This window comes from Methanospirillum hungatei JF-1 (assembly GCF_000013445.1).
In the GTDB taxonomy this organism is placed as follows: Archaea; Halobacteriota; Methanomicrobia; order Methanomicrobiales; family Methanospirillaceae; genus Methanospirillum; species Methanospirillum hungatei.
In genome coordinates, this window is sequence record NC_007796.1 from 2384735 (window position 1) to 2406301 (window position 21567).

General features: G+C 34.5%; 18 protein-coding genes. 15 read left to right on the plus strand and 3 right to left on the minus strand.

Annotation, left to right across the window (positions count from 1 at the left end):
* Positions 1-3 precede the first annotated feature (3 nt).
* From MHUN_RS10970 to MHUN_RS10980, 3 genes are all read left to right on the plus strand, one after another.
* A complete protein-coding gene (locus tag MHUN_RS10970; RefSeq protein WP_011449079.1) occupies positions 4-1290 on the plus strand; it encodes a UDP-glucose dehydrogenase family protein in 1287 nt (428 codons plus the stop codon).
* 1 nt (position 1291) lies between these two features.
* Positions 1292-2164: a UTP--glucose-1-phosphate uridylyltransferase GalU gene (galU, locus tag MHUN_RS10975; protein ID WP_011449080.1), complete on the plus strand. Its 873-nt coding sequence runs from the start codon at positions 1292-1294 to the stop codon at positions 2162-2164.
* 199 nt (positions 2165-2363) lie between these two features.
* Complete coding sequence (locus MHUN_RS10980) at positions 2364-4352, plus strand: hypothetical protein (protein WP_048067466.1); 1989 nt, start codon at positions 2364-2366, stop codon at positions 4350-4352.
* 13 nt (positions 4353-4365) lie between these two features.
* Here the strand turns inward: MHUN_RS10980 and MHUN_RS10985 are convergent, their stop codons facing one another.
* Together MHUN_RS10985 and MHUN_RS10990 are read right to left on the minus strand one after the other, a co-directional pair.
* Positions 4366-4722, minus strand: coding sequence for an EamA family transporter (locus tag MHUN_RS10985; protein WP_011449082.1), 357 nt, complete (start codon positions 4720-4722; stop codon positions 4366-4368).
* 8 nt (positions 4723-4730) lie between these two features.
* Positions 4731-5645, minus strand: a complete 915-nt coding sequence (locus tag MHUN_RS10990) for a glycosyltransferase family 2 protein (protein ID WP_011449083.1) — start codon at positions 5643-5645, stop codon at positions 4731-4733.
* Between the two features lie 229 nt (positions 5646-5874).
* Here MHUN_RS10990 and MHUN_RS10995 point away from each other — a divergent pair, with 229 nt between their 5' ends.
* A complete protein-coding gene (locus MHUN_RS10995; RefSeq protein ID WP_011449084.1) occupies positions 5875-6885 on the plus strand; it encodes a UDP-glucuronic acid decarboxylase family protein in 1011 nt (336 codons plus the stop codon).
* 181 nt (positions 6886-7066) lie between these two features.
* On the opposite strand, the gene MHUN_RS11000 is transcribed toward MHUN_RS10995, so the two are convergent.
* Complete coding sequence (locus MHUN_RS11000) at positions 7067-7390, minus strand: PD-(D/E)XK nuclease domain-containing protein (protein ID WP_011449085.1); 324 nt, start codon at positions 7388-7390, stop codon at positions 7067-7069.
* 855 nt (positions 7391-8245) lie between these two features.
* Here MHUN_RS11000 and MHUN_RS11005 point away from each other — a divergent pair.
* The 11 genes from MHUN_RS11005 to MHUN_RS11055 all read left to right on the plus strand — a co-directional run bounded on the left by MHUN_RS11005 (position 8246) and on the right by MHUN_RS11055 (position 21549).
* A complete protein-coding gene (locus MHUN_RS11005) occupies positions 8246-10024 on the plus strand; it encodes an ABC transporter ATP-binding protein (RefSeq protein ID WP_011449087.1) in 1779 nt (592 codons plus the stop codon).
* Between the two features lie 316 nt (positions 10025-10340).
* Positions 10341-10796 (plus strand): hypothetical protein, encoded by a 456-nt coding sequence (locus MHUN_RS11010; protein ID WP_048067467.1) that lies wholly within the window; start codon positions 10341-10343, stop codon positions 10794-10796.
* A 12-nt stretch (positions 10797-10808) separates the two neighbouring features.
* The gene (locus MHUN_RS11015; RefSeq protein ID WP_011449088.1) at positions 10809-12038 is read left to right on the plus strand and encodes a class I SAM-dependent methyltransferase; all 1230 of its coding nucleotides are present in this window, start codon (positions 10809-10811) and stop codon (positions 12036-12038) included.
* A gap of 126 nt (positions 12039-12164) precedes the next feature.
* A complete protein-coding gene (locus MHUN_RS11020; protein WP_011449089.1) occupies positions 12165-13427 on the plus strand; it encodes a hypothetical protein in 1263 nt (420 codons plus the stop codon).
* On the plus strand, positions 13417-15009 hold the full coding sequence (locus tag MHUN_RS11025) for a glycosyltransferase (protein WP_011449090.1): 1593 nt from the start codon (positions 13417-13419) through the stop codon (positions 15007-15009). The genes MHUN_RS11020 and MHUN_RS11025 overlap by 11 nt, the downstream gene beginning before the upstream one ends.
* Positions 15006-15638, plus strand: a complete 633-nt coding sequence (locus MHUN_RS11030) for an acetyltransferase (RefSeq protein WP_011449091.1) — start codon at positions 15006-15008, stop codon at positions 15636-15638. The genes MHUN_RS11025 and MHUN_RS11030 overlap by 4 nt, the downstream gene beginning before the upstream one ends.
* A 125-nt stretch (positions 15639-15763) precedes the next feature.
* Entirely contained in the window at positions 15764-16882 is a 1119-nt protein-coding gene (locus tag MHUN_RS11035) for a DegT/DnrJ/EryC1/StrS family aminotransferase (protein ID WP_011449092.1), read from the plus strand.
* A gap of 116 nt (positions 16883-16998) precedes the next feature.
* On the plus strand, positions 16999-17598 hold the full coding sequence (locus MHUN_RS11040; protein WP_011449093.1) for a hypothetical protein: 600 nt from the start codon (positions 16999-17001) through the stop codon (positions 17596-17598).
* 308 nt (positions 17599-17906) lie between these two features.
* Entirely contained in the window at positions 17907-19055 is a 1149-nt protein-coding gene (locus MHUN_RS11045; protein ID WP_011449094.1) for a glycosyltransferase family 9 protein, read from the plus strand.
* 98 nt (positions 19056-19153) lie between these two features.
* On the plus strand, positions 19154-20254 hold the full coding sequence (locus MHUN_RS11050; protein ID WP_011449095.1) for a glycosyltransferase family 4 protein: 1101 nt from the start codon (positions 19154-19156) through the stop codon (positions 20252-20254).
* Between the two features lie 182 nt (positions 20255-20436).
* A complete protein-coding gene (locus MHUN_RS11055; protein WP_011449096.1) occupies positions 20437-21549 on the plus strand; it encodes a glycosyltransferase family 4 protein in 1113 nt (370 codons plus the stop codon).
* Positions 21550-21567: the final 18 nt, after the last annotated feature.

Here is a 21567-nt window from a genome sequence, read left to right on the forward strand (position 1 = left end):
ACCATGGAGAGTACAATTTTGAATATTTCAGTTATTGGCGGAGGATATGTCGGTCTTGTCACCGCATCATGCTTTGCATATCTTGGTCATACGGTACGGATAGTTGAGATAGATACGAAAAAAGCAGAGCTCATTAATAAAGGAATACCCCCGATTTACGAAGAGAAACTCGAGGATATCCTGAAACAGACATCAGGGAAAAATCTGTCTGCACAATCCCATTACGAAGGAATTGATGATGCGGATATCATCTTCATTTGTGTTGGAACACCTCCGCAGGATGACGGATCGGCAGATCTCACATACATAACAAGGGCTTCAGAATCGATCGGTTCTGCCCTGAAGGGATCAGAAAAATACCATGTTATCACGGTAAAAAGTACCGTTCCCCCTGGGACTACAGAATCGGTTGTCATTCCAGCAGTGATGAAATCACTTGGAGATACATCAGATTCAGTCGGTTTTTGTATGAACCCGGAATTTTTACGGGAAGGACGAGCGATTGATGACTTTTTACATCCTGACCGGATTGTCATCGGTGGTTCATCTGAAAAAGCAATTTCAGTGGTTCAAAAAGCATATGAAAAACTGGATGCACTGGTCATTACAACATCCCTGAAAGCAGCAGAGATGATTAAATACACATCAAACGCTTTTCTGGCTACCAAGATCTCATTCTCAAATGAGATTGGAAATATCTGCAAAAGAATCGGGATCGATGTGTACGAGGTGATGAAAGGGGTCGGGTATGATCACCGGATTAACCCGTACTTTTTAAATGCAGGTCTTGGATTTGGAGGAAGTTGTTTTCCGAAGGATGTCATGGCACTTATAAAGCTTGCAGAGAAGAATGGTGAGAACCCAATCCTGCTTAAATCGGTGATTGATGTGAATGAGCAGCAACCTGGCAGGATTATCCAGGTCCTTCACACGCGGATTGGAGATATCAGAGGGAAGAGGATCGCGGTCCTCGGTCTTGCATTCAAGGATAATACCGATGATGTCCGTGACTCGCGATCCATCCCGGTTATCGATGAACTCTTAACACAGGGGGCGATCGTCTCTGCATTTGATCCGATGGCAACCGAATCGATGAAAAAAATTTTCCCGGACATTACCTATCATACAAACGCCGGAGATGCTTTGGAAGGGGCTGATGCCTGCCTTGTTCTGACAGAATGGCCTGAATTTTCTAAACTCACAGATGAATTCAACCGAATGAAAAGCCCAGTCATCATCGAAGGGAGGAGGATATTGTCCTGTTCCGGCATCGAAGGAGTCTGCTGGTAACATGGCTGAAATGGTCAGAAAAGTAGTTATCCCGGCAGCAGGACTTGGAACACGGTTCCTCCCGATAACGAAGGCACAGCCAAAAGAGATGCTTCCCGTCGTAGACAAGCCGGTGATACAGTATGTGGTGGAAGAAGCGGTTGCCTCAGGGATTGATGATATTATTATCATAACCGGAAGAAACAAACGGGCGATAGAGGACCATTTTGATCGGTGTATAGAACTTGAGGATAAACTGTCATCAAATCCCGGGTCGCCATCACATGCCTATGTAGACATTACCGAGATTCCAAATATCCATTATATCAGACAGCGTGAGCCAAAAGGACTTGGAGATGCGATCCTTCTTACCGAAAAACACTGTAATGATGAGCCTTTTGTTGTCCTGCTTGGAGATACGATAACCATTGCACCAGAAGGTGAACTGACCTGCACCTCCCAGATGATTCAGGCATATAATAAATATAAAAAATCCATTATTGCAATTGAACCGGTCCCTGATTATAAAATTCCGGATTATGGGATAATTGATGGGAAAGAGATAGAAAAGAATCATTTTTCAATCGTTGATATTATAGAAAAACCTCCAATTGCACAGGCCCCTTCAAACCTTGGCGCAATTGGATGTTATCTCTTCACCCCGGAGATATTTGCCCAGCTGAAGCAGACAAAGCCGGGGAAAGGGGGAGAGATACAACTCACTGATGCTATCCGGAAATTATCCGGATCAATCGGGCTTGTTACGAACTGCAGGCGGTATGATATCGGTGATAAACTTGGATGGATGAAAGCATTTTTTGAACTGGCATTACAACGGGATGAATTCAGGGATGATCTCATGGCTATATTACGGGAAGATGTGTGTGATACCTAATCCTCCCCATTTTTCATTCAACTCATTTTTCAGTCCATTTTGAAGGTTCAATCAAATCAGCAATTTTATTGGACCTGAGAACAATTCTTGTATTGTGATATAATTGAACTTGAATAGGAAAATAATACGTGAATATGTAATAATTATCGTACTGTATGCACTCCTCACCGCTATATTAACATATCCCATGATTCTACATGTGAGTGACACCATCGGCGGAGGGGATGAGGCATTCACCTGCTGGTCGTTAACCTGGACGACAAAGAAAGTTCTGGAAGACCCGATAAACCTTTTCAAGGCGAATATTTTTTATCCGGCGAATGAATATTCCTTGGCATTGTCCGAACATCTCACCGGATGGACCATTTTTTCAATCCCCGTATATGGGATTACTCATGACCCGGTATTCACACACAATTTCGTCAGACTCCTGACCTTTGTTCTGTGTGGGTTTGGTATGTATCTGCTCACATATCGGTATACACAAAACCGGTATGCGGCTTTTATTGCAGGAATTTTCTTTGCATTCTATGGATACCGGATGGCGATTCAGTTACATCTCTTAGCAATGCAATGGATTCCATTGATGCTGCTATTTCTGGATAAGTTCTTTCATTCATTGAAATTTCGGGATATTGGCGCAGCATCAGTGTTTTTTATTTTATCTGCTTTGTCCAGTTGGTACGTGGGGATTTTTACAACGATTATCGGAGTTCTTTTTGTACTTGGATACGTCATCCTGGATTTAGAAGTTCGGAACGGTTTAATCTCAAAAAAGGCGGTTGTGAGAATTCTTATTTCACTGGCATTCATCATCATTACTCTCACCCCCTTTGCTCTTCCCTATTTTGAGGCAAGTCAGCATTATGATGCTGAAAGGGATTTAGATGAACCAATGAACTCCTCCTGGTCATGTGATCCAATTTTTTTAATGAATCAATTCGGAGTACTTTTTTTTATTTTTTCCCTGGTGGGACTTCTACTGCCCCTGTCAAGAAACACGGCTCTAAAACCGGATTGGGAATTTGTGAGATCCCAAAAAATCCCGATAATATTTGCAGGGATTGGCATAATAAGTTACGTCCTTGCACTTGGACCTGTGCTAAAAATTAACGGTGTTCAGACGGGAATACTGACACCGTACTATTTTTTCTATTCCATAATTCCTTATATCGCCATTATACGGGATCTTTCAAGATTCAGCTTTATTATGAGTCTAGCCGGATCAGTTCTGATCGGATTTGGTGTTGCAGCTATTCTTTACCGGATAAAAAAGGATGATTTAAAGACAATTGTTGCTATAGCATGTATCATTCTTGCTATTATCGGATCATGGCATGTCCCGGTTCAGATTCCAGCCTCTCTTGCAACCGGAGACCAGGTACCGGAGGTGTATCGCTGGCTTGCAGAACAACCAGGTGATGTGAAAATTATCGAAATCCCAACCAGATGGATTGAAGATAACTCGGAATATACCTATTATTCAGTCTATCACTGGAAAGAGATGGTAAATGGGTATAGTGGGAGGGATGTTGAACTTGCTTCGAAAATCATGCGTGACACCGGGGGTTATTTCCCCTCTGATAATATTGTTTCATTATTACAGCATATCGGAGTAAAATACGTTATCATTCATCCAGACAGAATCCGGATAGTGGAGAATATCCCTGATGAACAGGCGGAAGCATTCATCTCACAATATTTATCCGTTCTGAATCAAAAGATCGAACAAAATTACAATTCCACCATCAGGATGGCAGGATCATTTGGTGATACGATAGTGTATGAAATACTCGAAACTCCGGAAGTTCTGCCTGAGGATGTTATTTTACTCTTTCAAAATGGGTGGTTTGGATCAAATACATTCCCAGAATTTTATTTGAAAGAAGAGGGGAAGATCAAAGCTTATGCAGGGACAACCGGAGAGTATGAACTCTATTTTATGGCTGAACCAATTTATACAGAAAAAAATCTCTCCTTAAAAATAAACGGTGAAAACCTGGGAACAATTACTGCTCCAGCAGGAGGTTTGACCGAAGGCAGGAGTAATTTTATCTTACATAAAGGCATGAATGAGATTACATTCACAAGCACGTGTACACAATTATGTGACATTCCGGAGATGAAAACAATATCTGATAAATGTATGAGCTTTAAATTTGTGAACCTGACAATTTTTCAACCCTGAAACGGGGTTCTTTTTACCCCCTTACAAGGATAATAATCCCGCTAATTATCACTAATGCTCCAAATAGTCGCATGAAGCTGATCTGCTCATGAAAGAGAAAAAATGAGGCTATGAATATAATGACAAAGGTAAGTGCAATAAAGGGATACACAAATGAAAGATCAGCCCGTGATAGAGCAATAAGCCAGAAAACGGTGGAAAGGCCATAACATACCGTTCCCCCAATTACCCATGGGCTGAGTAGCATCGAGATAAAGGATCCAGTCGTGACAGATGTAATCGGACCAATGTCAGTCATCCCAATTTTCCATAAAATCTGTCCGGATGATGCAAATAAAATCCCGATAAGGATAATAATTATCGTATTCATTCAGGTTATTACTCCTTTTTAATAAAACTCTGACGGATTCTTTCCTCAATCCGATCCATCTTTTTCGAAAGGTAATCAATGATGAGGCCGATTGAGGTCAGTTGTATCCCAAAAAGCATGAGAAAAACGGAAATAAGTGGATAATATTCGTGGATTAAATAGTAATTTAACAGCCTTTCCTGTACACTGATAAGGCCAAATCCAATTCCTGCAAGAAGAAGAAATAAACCCGGGACAGATATCATTTTCGCAAGAGGGGAAGTCTCATGCCATGCAATCGATAATAACGCACGAAACATCCGATACCCATCACGAATGGGATGAAGTTTTGACGTACCAACCCGCTCGCGATATTCTATGGGAACTTCAGAGATAACATACCCCAATTTCGCTGCACGGACGGTCATCTTTGTCTCGAACTCCAGGCTTTTCGCCGATACCAGGAGTTCATCCATCATCTCTTTCCGAAAAGCCCGATATCCCGTCTGGCCATCTGATATATACTTACCACTGATGTAGGTTGCCATTGTCGAGAAGACCGCATTACCTATCCGGTTAAACAGAGGGATATTATGTGCCTCGATATTTCGAACGCCCAAAACAAGGTCAGCCCCACGATTCAGTTCAGATAAGAAAACCGGAATATATCGAGCAGGGTAGGTACAGTCTGCATCAGTAAAGACAATAATTTCGCCAGTTGATTTCCTGACACCGGTGAGCAATGCACCTACCTTGCCCTGGTTCTGGGTATGCTGAAAAACATGCACCTTTGCATCCTGATAATGAGAGGCTATTTCATATGTCTTGTCCTTTGATCCATCATCAACAACAATAATTTCGTCAACGAAAGGATAATATTCCTCAATAACGAGACCAATTGCTTCTTCTTCATTAAAAGCAGGAATAATCAAAGAGGTTGTCATAATATACCCGTGAATGCGAATATTCCAGAATGAAGATTTTTTACCGTGATATTCTGGAAAATCTAATTATCTCAATGTTTTGTAATAATAGATGATAATAGTTCATGAATTGTTTCTCTGAATATTCTCTCGTTTAGGTAAACTCATAACAGAGCAGATGTCACGTGTCTTTTCCGTACCATTATAAAGGGTAGTAAAAACAGAATTATCTATTGCGGAAGATCCAACTATGAATATATCTACCCCATCATCATCAGATTTTGAAATTCAAAAGATATTAACTGGCCTTTCAGATCTATCATTTCCTGATCAGACCATTCTGGTAACCGGTGGTTCAGGTTTTTTGGGTTCATGGATGTGCGAGGTCCTTCTCAATACAGGAGCCAATGTCATCTGCCTGGATAATTATGCATCTGGCCGGCCAGAAAATACTGAACATCTGAAAAATCATCCAAAATTTACCCGAATCGTCCACGATATATCAAAGCCATATGATCCAGGGAGAAAAGTCGACCTTGTCTGTCATCTGGCTTCACGGGCAAGTCCTCTTGAATTTGAACATTATCCCATCCAGATTTTGAAATCCAATACCCTGGGAACCATGAATGCTCTTGGAATTGCCAGAAAATATGAAGCCAGATTCTTATTCACCTCTACCAGTGAAACATATGGAGAAGCTGCAATCTTCCCGACACCTGAAACCTACCGGGGCAATGTGAATACCCTGGGAATCCGTGGGTGTTATGATGAGGCAAAAAGGGCAGGAGAAGCATTCTGTATGGCATATTTCAGGCAGCATGGTTTGGATGTCAGGATTGCCAGGATATTTAATACCTATGGGCCGAGGATGAGATCGGACGGGCATTATGGGAGAGTAATTCCCCGGTTTATTGACCAGGCTGTGCACAATGCACCAATAACCATTTTTGGTGAAGGAAAACAAACCAGATCATTCTGCTATGTAACTGACCAGATAACCGGATTACTTCGTCTGGCAGGATTGCCTGATTTAGCAGGGGAAGTTGTAAATATCGGAAATCCGGTTGAATGGACAATTCTTGATTTAGCTCATATGATAATTGAATTAACCGGTTCGAAGTCCGAGTTATCCTATCAACCAATGCCTCCGGATGATCCAACACGGAGGGTTCCGGATATTACCAAGGCACGGGAAAAACTTGGATGGGAACCCAAAGTTGAACTGAAAGATGGGCTTATGAAGATGCTAGAGTTGAAATGATTATCAAAGACTCTTTTTCAGTCCTGAAAGGATATGCTTCTATTAGCCAGAACAGAGATTAAAGAACTCATAAACCAATTAATTCAGGCAGGCGTCTTAAGCGCAGGACGCAGTTGACTGGCTGGTGATTAATACCCGGCATATTTTTTGCATTTCGGAGTTTCATAAAAAGAGGGTGGGATTACACTTCCACTTTTCGTACACACTGGTCACCGGAAAAAACCAGAACCCATTTCTTCAGATTCGGTATTGTTGATAATTCAGGTGATGATATGTACCGTTTCATTCGGAGCGTTCCATCAATAGTCATCCTCTCTATCTCCTCTTCAGAACTCATGCTTCTTTTGAGGTACTTCAATTCGAAGATAGGGTAATGATCAGGGTGCCAGGGATCTCTTTTGAGCAGAGTAAGATCGATATAACCTTCTGAAACCTCATACTCCAATTTAACCTGGTACCGACTGCTCATGTTTGCATATGCAAAAATTGCAATTCCAGAGGTCATACTATATTCACCAGGTAATCCTGTTCCCCTTCTCAAATCCTATTGTGATGAAATAATCTTTCGTAACGTTGTAACCAGATATTGAGTCAGGAACCCTACTATATTAAAAAAATATGACCTTTTTTTGCGTTTCAAACATTGCAAAACCTCATACCTGTAACTCACTCCGAAAAGTATCCTCCAATTATCTTAAAATATGCACCGATGATGTAATCCACTATCTTTCATATCTCGAGGATGTATTCCTTCTTTTTCTGTAACCCATTATGATGTATCACTTAAACCACAGTTGAATAAACAAAAAACTATTGTATTGACCATGGAATGATACAACTGTTTCTTTCAGGTTTACTGGTTTGGGGAAGAAAAATGCCACCATATTTGTGGTTTCACGCCGCCGATGCCACTTTCAAATCAGAAAAAACAATTAAACCTCGTTGTTTTTAAAAATACTCATATTTTACCCCTGAAATAAGGGCGAAATATTGTTCTCACAGCGGGCCGGTATGACCACATCTCTTTTCGCCTAGGGATTTATATGGATCAGGATATCTCTCAATAGCGGGCCTTGAGAATTGTGGTTTTAGAAGGTTTTGAGAGGAACGGCCTTCAATTCTGCAAAATTACAGATAGATATGGTAATTAGGAAAACGGGTTTTTCACATTGCCCTCTGATTTTAAAAAGAACGAAAAATTTTCGTTTTAAAGAGGAGTCATTTCTGGTAAAAGGATACTATAAGTAATAGAGTTATATAATTTAAAACTATTATTTAATAAGATCAAAAAACTGCCTCATACAACTATAGAACATTATCCATAACTTACTTCCTTTCACATAACCAGTACTAATGAGTAATGGTCACATTCAAAGAATATCTTCATCAACTTCGGTTTTTCATTCAAGGGTATGAATATTATCTGTTTTTACTCCTTATTCTATCCATCATCATTGGCCTGATTGATGCAGGGAGTATTGCTCTTTTATATCCCATGATATCAGTGGGATTTCAGATAAATGCTGATGCCATCCCCTTTTACGGAGTTATCGAATATATAAGCAGCCTGATTCCGATGGGATCGCAATTTGTCCATCTCGGATTATTATTTATTCTGCTCACCGGCATATCACTTATTCTTCAACTGGCATACTGGAAGATTGCATTCATTTTCCAGCGGGAACTTATCGTAAAGACGAAAAAGTCGATATTTTCAAAGATAGATTCCAACGATTATAAATTTTTTGTCGATGCACGGCAGGGAGATCTCATCAATCTCTTTAACCAAAGTCCCTATTATGTCCAGCAGACATACGACCGGTTGTTATGCCTGTGCACGGATCTGATGACCTCAATTCTGGTGATAGTGATGCTTTTTCTGATTTCACCAGGAGGACTTCTTCTGGTATTAATCGGGGGGGGCGTTTTTTATCTCATCATCAACTCAATCAGCAAAAACATTTCAGAGAAACTGGGGAACCTTCAGATAGCATCTGGTCAATCCGAAAACAAGGTTATCAATGAATACATAACCGGCATTAAGCCAATAAAAGCGCTCCATGCATCGGAACATTGGGGAAGGCAGTATATTGATGCTTTAAAAGTGTATTGGGATAAGTTTGCGGAACTCATGTTCATTCAGAGAATCCCTATCATTGCGATAAATTCCCTGTTTTATATTACCATTGGAGTTATTGTTCTTGTCCTTTACATTTATTACGCGGATAATTTTCTTGTGATAATTCCGGTTCTTGGAACGTTTGCTGCGGGCATGATGAAAATTCTGCCTAAAGCTATGAATATGGGGACCTATAAGATGGAACTGAAAAATTTTTATCCCCATGTTACAACCATCCATTCAATTCTCCAGGAGAAAAAATATCATTCGGTAGTAAATGGTGAAAAGACCTGCAATGAAATCATATCAGATATCATTCTGGAGGATGTCAGTTTTTCATATGGTCATGCAAAGATCCTGCATAATGTGTCGATGACTATTGCGAAAGGTTCAATGACTGCTCTTGTTGGTCATTCAGGATCAGGTAAGTCAACGATTGCGAGCCTGCTCCTACGACTCTATGATCCTGGTTCAGGGAGGATACTTGTTAATGGTTTTGATTTGAAAGAGTATGATGTGAATACATACCGGGATATTGTCGGGTATGTAAGTCAGGATCCATTTGTATTCAACGCAAGTATCAGGGAGAATATACTGTTCGGAGGGCTATTTTCAGATAAAGAAGTCATTGATGCAGCGAAATTAGCTTATGCACACGAATTTATCATGGAATTGCCAGAGGGATATGAGACATTGGTGGGAGATCAGGGGGTCACTCTCTCAGGGGGGGAGAAACAACGGATCGTGATTGCCCGGGCTATGATCCGCCGGCCTGAATTTTTAATATTGGATGAAGCAACGAGTGCGCTCGATAATATTTCTGAGGCAGCAGTACAGAAGGCGATCGATCAGGTCGCGAAGGAATGTACGACGCTGGTGATTGCGCATCGGTTGACGACAATACGGAATGCTGATAAAATTGTGGTGATTGAGAAGGGGAGAATTGTTGAAGAGGGGACACATGAAGAGTTGATTGAGAGGAGAGGTAAGTATTGGGAGATGAGTGAGAATAAAGCATAATATTCTGTAAACCATATAGTATTCTGTGTAATTGACATCCAAAATTTGAAATTAAAGTTTTTTGCAAATGAATGTCTGATGTTTAGTAATTATAAAAACTGGAGAATAAAAATCAGAATTATTACCAAAAGATTAAGATTTTAAAAATGAAAACAGTATAATGCTAAAAATAAAAATTTTTGATTATCGATGATTTTTATTATTTATTTTCAATTAGATAGCCGAATAAATAAAAATTTACTTGCTAATGGGGCATTTACTAATTGATTACCTCTTTTTTACTATTTCACTTGTCAATTGAATATTTGGAGATAAAATGGCTGAAACTTTAGGATCACTATGTGATAAACTTACCATCGTGAAATTGAAGCAATATCACACCCAGGATTCTAACCGCCTTAAAAGCCTATCAATTCAGGAGAGGCAACTATGCGAAGAGATAGATGGATTCATTTATAGTGCAATAAATGGAGATATATGTCCAGAAAAACTTACATTCACGTCTAATAAAGTATATAAGCTAGAAGGAAATGAAATTGATGAAATATCTGGAACTATTGGAAATATATTTTCCTTACTTGCTAGTGTAAATTGTCAATTATGGCATGAGCAAGAAAAAGTCTATGATTTTGAAAATATCCACCCGAATGAAAAAAACACTGTAGTAAAACAGTTAGCGATTCTTAATCTCCAGAGAAATCAATGCATTGATGAAATTGATAAAAATTTTCAACAAATAATAATTAAATTACGCAATGGTTATAAAAAATAAAAAGAGATTAAAATGTATTTAGAGATAAAAAATTGCCGAATCTGCAAGAATAGTAATTTAATTGATGTTCTCTCTTTAGGAGAACAAACACTTACAGGAGTGTTCCCTAAAAATTACGATGAAAATATTTCAAAAGGACCCTTGGATTTGGTTTGGTGCACAAAATGTGGGTTGTTACAATTAAAACAATCATATAACCTTGTTGAAATGTATGGAGATAATTATGGATATCGTTCAGGATTAAATGTCTCGATGGTTAACCATCTAAAAAATAAGATTCGGACTTTAGAGAACTCAGTAAATCTTACTGAGGACGATATTGTTATTGATATTGGAAGTAACGATGCCACATCACTAATCGCATATTCAAAAAAATGTCGTAGGGTAGGAATAGATCCCACTGGAAAAAAATTTAAGCAATATTATCCCGCAAGTGTTGATCTCATTGAAAATTTTTTTTCTGCTGAAATATTTTTTTCGAAATATCCAAATTGTAAAGCAAAAATTATCACATCTATTGCTATGTTTTATGATCTAGAGGAACCAGTATCCTTTGTCAGGGACATAGAGAAAATTTTGTCAGATGATGGTATATGGCATTTTGAACAGAGTTATATGCCTTCAATGCTACGTTCAAATGCATATGATACAATTTGCCATGAACATTTAGAATTTTACTCATTTAAAGTCATAAAAAATCTATTAGAGGAACATGGTATCAGAATCATTGATGTACAGATGAATGGCATTAATGGTGGTAGTTTTGCAGTAACAGCCTGTAAAAAAGATGCATCATTTAAATCCAATGAACCAGTTATCCAATGGATGCTAAAACAAGAAGAGGATATGTTACTAGATACACCAAAGCCCTATCGAAATTTTGAAGAAAAGGTATTTCTCCACCGTAAAAATCTATTAGGTCTGATTGAGGCCTTATTAAGTGATGGGAAAAAAATTTTTGGATATGGAGCTTCTACAAAAGGAAATGTTTTGATACAATTTTGTGGGTTATCTAGCAAACAAATACCATATATTGCAGATGTAAATATTGATAAATTTGGATGCTACACACCTGGTTCGCATATACCAATAATTTCAGAAGAGGAGGCTAGGACAATGCGACCTGATTACTTTTTAGTTTTTCCTTGGCATTTTAAACACTTTATACTTGAAAAGGAACACGAATTTCTCGAAAGAGGTGGGAAATTTATTTTCCCTTTACCTGAAATTGAAATTGTGTAACATTTTTCATAATTAATTTATTTGCATTGTGTGAGAAAATTATTTAAAATATAAACATTATAATAAAATTTATTATCATTAAACTTATTTTTTAATTCGGCGAGAAAAAGGTGTATAAAAATATATATGTCAAACAAAATATGTGACAAAACCCTTAATGAAAATATCTGTCACCATAAATCTACATGTAAAAGGGAATATTCTATTGCGATATTAATTAATCCTTTAGAAATTAGCCATATTGAATTCAATTATCAATTTGCGGTGTCTCTAGTAAATACTATTATTGCAGGAAGTAAATCATCACATGATCTTGTTAAAGTAATATTAGGCATTCAGGAAGAAATAAATTCTGAAATAAACCCATTTTTAAAAGATTTAGACCCAGAATGCATTATTAGAGAATTTTGGTGGGAATATGTAAATAACGATAATATTGAAAGAATTCGCTATCTTGAAGGAATAAAAAAATCTACATTTGCAGGAAATTATTATATTCCAAGAGATGGGATGGCGGATTTTTTTGATACCTCGTGGTGGATAATTATATCTAACAACTTATATTTTAACTTAGCTGCTTTGAGAAAAACATCATACTTAGTTCCAAATCCAATTGAATATATTGGAACAAATGGATCTCTAAAAGATTCTTTAATTTTTCATCACTCAAATGAAATTTCCAATTATTTAACTTTCTTTCCATTTTTAAAAGAATATTTTGTTTCAAAATATTTAATTCCAGAAAATAAAATTCATTTACTACCATTATTTCGATATCTTCCAGAAAATAAAATACCTTTTGAAAATGAAAAGGCATTAAATTATTATTTAGTTTGGCAAATAGATATTGGATCAATGGATCTATTTATTGAAAATATTGAATATTTTATAGATTATTTTTCTGATGGTAATTATGAATTAACAATTATTTTTACAAAAAACGGTACGCCATTTCAAATAAATTACTATTCAGATCCTGATTTATTAAAATTAAAAAAAATACTAGGGTCAAAATTCACCAAGAAACAACAGATAAAATTTTCCCTAATGCCATCTAGAAAGGATTATTATTTTATGTTGAAAAATGCCCAATTTATTTTTATTCCTTTCATTGATAATTATATATCTGATTATTTATTAGATATCTCAATAATGGGAAAACAGGTTTTATGCATAGAACATCCAATTCTACATTATTTATGCAAGCAATACTCTATCGATGCAAATTTCTTCAATAATGCGAATGAATTAAATTACTACTTATCTTGCATTAAAAGAGGGGAAAAATCATTAGAATTCGGAGATTGTGATTTTATTAAGAATAAGCACAATAATTATAAGAATCACATACAATTTTGGCAAGAATTAAAGAAATACTATGAAAAATAGAGAAATTGGTATTGCAATTGGATTTCTACCGGGAGAACTCTCTATTGGTGAAGGGTTAGCACGGTTATTATCGTTTATCATAAAAGGATTGATAGAGAATAGAATACAGATTACGTTATTATCTCCAGAATGGGCAAAAAGTGACTTGGAAAAAATTCTTAAGGATATTGAATTACATAACTCTGAATTCATAAGTATTATTACTACGGGAAAAATACCTCTTATTTTTAATTTCAAGAGAAGATTAGAGAGTTTATTTTTAAATAGAGAGAAAAGATATAGAAATAAAGAGAATTCTAAAAGCATTAAACCATTCAATTGGGCTGAGTTTTTTTTAGATAGGATTACAAAATTTTGTGCAAAAATACCATTTTTAATTCAAATTATATTAATCCCTATTTTTTACTGTATCTATTTTTCTTTTATACTCTTAAATGATAATAAAAATTTATTGTATAAATCCAACAGAATTGGAACAAAGAATCATTATAATCCTGATAAGAAAATATCTAAAAGAAAGGTGCAGTCATTTTATAATAAATTGTCTGATGAAATTATTAATTGTGAATATAAAAAATTATGTAAGATTGCACAAAAAAATGAGAGAATTAAATCATGGATCATCCCCACTTTATTTTGGCCATTAATCGTTGAAAAAATACCCAATCCGATTGTAATAGCTCCAGATATTGTTTTCTCAGCATTTCCTGTTGGATTCGAATTAAGCAGCAGAGGGTACAATGATAGTGATCATTATGTGAAAATGAAAGATCATTTTCAACTTTCTTTAAATTTCGCAACACAAATCATAACATATAGTGATTATGTAAAAAATCAACAAGTTTGTAAATTTTTTAACATAGATGACAAAAAGGTATCAGTAATCCCTCATGGGCATATTTCACTATCAGATAATGCATATGTAAGGGAGAAAATTCAATACTTTGATCCAAATTTTCAAAGAGAAAAGTCGGTCCAAATAATTATGAATTATTTGGAAGAGAATAATTTAAATCAATATAAAGGATTCATCGACACAAAATTCATAATGTTCACATCACAAATCCGACCCCATAAGAATATTTTAAATTTAGTAAAGGCAATTTATAAGATAAGAGACGAAAAGCATATTTTTCTTAAATTAATTCTCACTGCCGATTTTTCAACTGACGCAAAAATTATGAAAACCATTAATAAATACCATTTGGAAACCGACATAATTCAATTTACTAGAATTTCCTCACAATTAATGGCTGCTTTATATAATTTAGCCAGTATCGCAGTTAATCCATCATTAGCAGAGGGAGGTTTTCCTTTTACTTTTTCCGAAGCCTATTCAGTAGGTACACCCTCAATTATGTCAAAAATACCTGTAGTGGAAGAATATATTTTAGATCCAAACCTCAAAGACATTATGCTTTTTGATCCTTACGATATCACAGATATGGTAAATAAAATAATATGGGGTGTATTTAACAGGGACCTATTATTCAAATTGCAAGAACCATTATTTTCAAAATCTGTAAGCCGTAGTTGGAAAAAGGTAGCTGAGGATTATTATAATATCACCCAAAAATTATGACTAATGATACTTTAGATGATTTATTAATATTTGGTTGTGGTGGACATGCCCGTAACGTTATAGATATTGCATTATCATCCGGCTGGAAGAATATTATAATAATTGACGAGAACGGACTTGATGGTGAAAAAATTTATGGATTTCCAATAATTCAAGATTTATCAACCATAAACCCCAAATTTCAAAGATTTATTGTGGCATTTGGAGATAATAAAAAAAGGAAAATTATGTTTGAATGGTTAATTGAAAAACATTTTCAACCTATCAACCTAATTTCTCCAAATTCATATATTTCACAAAATGCAAAATTAGGGATTGGAATTGTAATTGGGCATCAATCTTACATTGGACCGAGTGTACATATATCTGACAACGTAATAATAAATACAAAAGCCATTATTGAACATGAATGTAAAATTGGATATCACACCCATATCGCAATTGGTGCGATCGTGGCAGGAAAATGTATAATAGGAGATCTATGCTTTATTGGTGCTGGAACAGTAATAAGAGATAATTTAGAGATTTCATCTCTAATAACTACAGGAGCAGGAGCTGTTGTTACAAAAAACCTTGAAGATCCTGGTATATATATTGGGATTCCTGCAAAAGTTAGACTAAATCATTAAAAAAAGGTTGCTATTTTTCAGAAAATCTTGAATTTGATCATAAAAAATATTTATAGCAATTAATTAGGATAAGTATAGAAGAACGAGATGAATTATTGATATTTATCAATACATTTGGTGGAAAAATGAAACTCCTACAAGACATTAAATACCCTGTTTACGAACCAATTTTCTTTGGGAATGAAAAAAAATATGTAATGAACTGTTTAGATACATCATGGATCTCTTCAAAAGGAGAATATATTAATCTTTTTGAGAATTCTTTTGCAAATTTTATCAACATTACCTATGCCACTTCAGTATGCAATGGAACAATAGCATTAGACTTAGCTTTAATGGCTCTTGGTATCGGCCCAGGAGATGAAGTAATAGTACCTACACTCACATATGTAGCATCTGCTAATTCAATTGTCCATGTGGGTGCTACACCAGTTTTTGTTGACTCAAAAGAATCACATTGGCAGATGGACACATCAGATGTAATTCGAAAAATCACACCGAAAACACGCGCAATTATGGCAGTTCACTTATATGGCCATCCATGTGATATAATTGAATTGAAGAAAATTTGCACCGAATATGGACTATTTTTAATCGAAGATTGCGCAGAGGCTATCGGAACTTATTATCAGGACAAACATGTTGGAACATTTGGTGACATTGCCACTTTCAGTTTTTATGGAAATAAAACAATTACTACAGGCGAAGGAGGAATGGTTGTAACTAATGACGAGGAACTTTATAAAAGAAGTTATCACATTAAGACTCAAGGATTAGTTCAAGATGCAGAATATTGGCATGATACAATAGGATATAACTACAGGATGACAAATATTTGTGCAGCTATTGGACTAGCACAATTAGAGAATATTAACCTCATTATTAGGAAAAAAAGAAATATTGCAGAACTTTATAAAAAGAATATAAAAACATTAAATTTGCCAATACAATTCCATGAAGAAATTTACCCAGCTATACACTCATATTGGATGTTTTCAATTATGGTTTCTAAAAAGGATGATAAAGAAAATTTACGTTTTTTTTTAAAAAATAAAGGGATCGAAACAAGGCCAGTTTTCCATCCCATCCATAAAATGCCTATGTACAACAAGCGTTATGCAAAATTTCCTGTAGCAGAATCTATTAGTGAAAGAGGAATCAATCTTCCTAGCTCTCCCAATTTATCAGATAATGATATTTCAACTATTTGTAATATTATACATGAATATTATAAATCTAATTGAAATGAATTCTGTGAAAACTTTTAACTGCAGAAAGTACATGAAATTCCATTTTAAAATGGAAAACATTAAAATTATTCAAATTTCAAACAAATTTAAAAAATCAATTATGTGATAACATGAAAGGACTTAAGGCATTCTTATCAATCCGTTTTTTACCATATCTAAATTGGGATGAAATTTTTTATTTAATTTCCCTAAAATTGCAAAAAGAAACAGATTTTTTTTATAATGGAACAAAATTACAATATTTTTTTCATTCGTATAATAATTTTTATGTTACGGAAAGAAAAATTGAGATTCCAATAATAGGGGAATATTTACAAAGATTAAAACCATCTAATGTTCTTGAAATTGGAAACGTGTCTAGCCATTATTATGATTTTTTCGGGACGATTTTTAATGAAAAAATTGATATCGTGGATAAATATGAGAAGGGATTTAATGTTATTAACATAGATATTGCTAATTATTCAACAAATAAGAAATATGACTTTATTTTTTCAATTTCAACATTTGAACATATGGATGATGATTATGAGCAAATTCATGGTTTAAATATTGACAAGGAAAGATGTATCGCTGTTAAAAATATGGAGTATGTTATTCAAAATTTATTATTAGAGGGGGGCACTTTTATTGTCACTTTTCCTTTTGGTCAAAGTCCTAAATTAGATCATTTTTTTAAATCGAGAAAAATTGAAAAAAATTGCCTGTAAAAAGATTTGTAATGCAGTAATGATACGCGATCAGAACTATAATTGGAAACAAGTGGTTTTTAAAAATCTAGATTATCTAGATCCTGTAGATGAAAAAGGAGCTAAAAGTTTAATCGTGTTAGAATTTTCAAAATGAGGTACGTAATTTGTTAATATTCTGCACAAATAGAGAACTAAAAAATCTAATTATTTTCAAAAACACTACTTATAGGTTTAATTTGAAAACTAGAGGTATTTTCCCTAGATTATTTTGTAATGATTTTACAATGACTTTTTTTTATTTTGGATACTATTCGTGATATTACTACATGAAAAATAAAGATTATTTATATCATAAGAAAAAGTTTTTAATCGGCCAATTGGGTTCTTTTGGCGATTGCTTATATGCAACCACAATTGCACGTCAGTTAAAAAATGATTACCCTGACTCATATATCACATGGGCGATTGGAACCATATACCGCTCAATAATAGATAATAATCCCTATATAGATGATATTTGGGAATACCCAATCTCAAATAGGGATGAATTGTTAAGTTGTTGGGAAAATTTCCAAAAAGAAGCGTGGATAAGAAAAAATAAGGGAGATTATGATGAAATATTTCTAACACAGGTATTTCCAGGAAATATTAAATATTTTGATGGTACGCTACGATCCGCAATTTTTCGCGCATATAATAAACCAATAACAGTCCCTCTTGCGCCAGTTGTGCAATTATATGAAAGCGAAATTAAAAATGTTCATGCATTCGCACAATCTCATAAATTAGAGAACTTTAAAACTGTTATCCTCTTTGAATGCTCACCAAAAAGTGGCCAATCTTTTGTTACATGGGATTTTGCATATAACGTTGCAAGCAATATTACACACAAACACAAAGATTTATGCATAATTCTTTCCTCTAATGAAGCATTTCATTCAAATAATAAGCAAATTATTGACGGAAGCGTATTATCTTTTCGTGAAAATGCTGAATTAACAAAATTCTGCTCTCTTTTAATTGGTTGTTCAAGTGGTATTTCATGGCTTTGTACTTCAGAATATGCAAAACCATTACCCATGATTCAATTAATAAAGAAAGAAACATCAATGTATGCATCTTTTATTTATGATCATGAGTATCATGGGATTCAATCTGACATGATTATTGAGATGTCAGAATGTACTCCATCAACATTAATAGACTGTATTGAAATGATTTTTTCTCAAAATTTTGCATTATCTCGATTAAAATATCATCAAAAAATTCCATTAGACTTTAAATACTATGCAACTGTAATTTCACTTGAATTATTACAAAAAAGAAAATATAAAGACGCATTATTATCCTTAAAGTTTACAATAAAAAGATATGGCTTAAAAATAAATTTATTAACTAGCTTTATCAAAGTTATATGTAAATCAAAATGGTTGCAGAACAATCTAATAAATAAATTGGGATTAAAACACCTATGAGTTAAAAATTAATACTGAAAAATTTGAATACATAATATGACTTCTATTTTAGATTTCATATAGGTTTAAATGTAGAATAAATTTCTCAAAACTTCAATATGAAAGTAGGCATCTTTACTGGTGATCACAATCAAGAAGAAACTGGGATTGGTAACTATATTTGTAATTTAATTAATGAATTTAAAACTTTTCAAATTGATTTATCAATTATTCGACATCCAAAAGGGTATAGCTATAATATAAAAAATCAAATTATCCCATATACAATCTCATCAACTGGAATGATGGTCTGGTCTTGTGCTGTTTCATTCCAGAAATATTTGTTTAAGGATCTGGACCTTGTTCACAGCCCGACACTGGCATTATTCCCCATTAAACCACATGAAAACTATGTTTTAACGGTTCATGACATCATATTTAAAAAATTCCCCCAATTTATTCCCAAAGGAACGGTAAGACATACAAAATTATTTTTTTCTCATAATCTCTCTATTGCCGATAAAATATTAGCAGATTCACATTCAACAAAAAGAGATCTTATTGAGATATATCATGTACCAAACGATAAAATTGAAGTAATCCCAGCGGCTGCAGATCGTATCTATAGACAATTATCTGAAAGTGATATCAGAAAAATAATTCATAAATATAATTTATTTAAACCATTTATTCTCTATGTAGGAACGATTGAACCGAGAAAAAATATTTCAAAAATACTAGAATCTTTCTCATACTGCATAAAATGGTTTCCTGATCTTGAATTGGTGATTGTAGGGAAAAAGGGATGGTATTACCAAGAGGTCTTTCAGCGTTTGAATCAACTTCACATTCAGGAAAAGGTACGATTTTTGGGATACGTCCCTCTGACTGATCTTCCAGGCCTGTATAATGCCGCAGAACTCTTTATATATATCTCACAATATGAGGGATTTGGAATACCCCCACTTGAGGCCATGCAATGTGGTACACCAGTTATTGCCTCTAATACATCTTCCCTTCCAGAAATAATAGGAGATGGCGGGGTTATGATAGACCCAAGTGATCCTATAACTTTAGCAAATGAGATAAAAAAAATCTTATCTGATAATCATTTCAGTGAAGAACTATCATATTATGGCCTAGAAAGATCAAAACATTTTTCCTGGAAAAAAACTGCAGACATGACCTATGGAGTATACGAAGAAATTATGTGTAAATAGAATTTTGACTGAATATTTAATAGCAAATTATTCGATTTATTCATTGAACTGATTGGTTAAATATTACCCTAGAGGAAATCTAATTTTTTTCATAATGCGATAATTATGTGCCAATAGAGATTTAAGAATTAATTAAAATCCTAGGAATTTTTCAAGACTATTATGAATACAAAAGGTGAAAAATGTCATCATTAAAACCTATTGGAGCAATAACAGGAAACCTTAAGCAAAACCAAACTGGAATGGCAAATTATGCATTCAATATCCTTCAGGGCCTGTCAGCCAATTATAAGATTACTCAAATTGCTGATCATACGGGTGATATTATTAGGGGTTGTCAGTGCATTCATCCAAAAAATCCGCCCATTCCTTTCAACTATCTCATTTGGAGTTTATCTGCGTCTCTTCAAAAGAAGTTATTTTCTCAATTTGATCTTATTCATAATATGTGTCAATACCCTGTATATCCCCCAAAAAATAAAAAATATATAATTACCATTTTTGATCTCATACCAATATTATTTCCAGAGTTAGTAACACCAGTGTATGCCTGGCAATCTCGGAACCTTCTTCCCAGAGTACTAGAAAGATCGGACAAAATACTTGCAATTTCAGAACATACTAAAAGAGATCTTATTATTAGATATCAAATTCCTCCAGATAAAATTGATGTAACTCATTTAGGTGTTTCTAATCATTTTAGGCCTTATGATCACGATTTGATTCAACAATATAAGTTAAAAAAATCTTTGTTAAACCCATATATATTATTTGTGGGTGCACTAGAACCTAAAAAAAATATTCCTAACCTGATAAAATCTTTTTGGATGTGTCTGAAAAAAAAACCTGATTTAAATTTAGTTCTAGCTGGGAAACCATCATGGAAATATGATGAGATATTTTCATTAATTCATTCATTAAAATTAGAAAAAAAAATCAGAGTATTAAATTTTATTCCATACGAAGAACTCCCCTTATTATACAATGGAGCAGAAGTTTTTGTTTTCCCTTCAAAATATGAGGGATTTGGACTTCCCCCACTTGAATCTATGAAATGTGGAACTCCAGTAATTGTATCTAACAGATCCTCACTTCCAGAAATTGTGGGTGAAAATGGATTGATGGTAAATCCTGATAATGTTCTAGAATTAAAAAACCTCATATTAAAAATTATAGAAAACCCAGATTATCGAAGGAAATTAAAAGAATATTATATGAAACAAGCGGAAAAATTCACTTGGGAAAAATGTATTCAAAAAACCATCCAATCCTACGAAAGTATATTAATGAAATGACAAAATTAACCTTTTAAA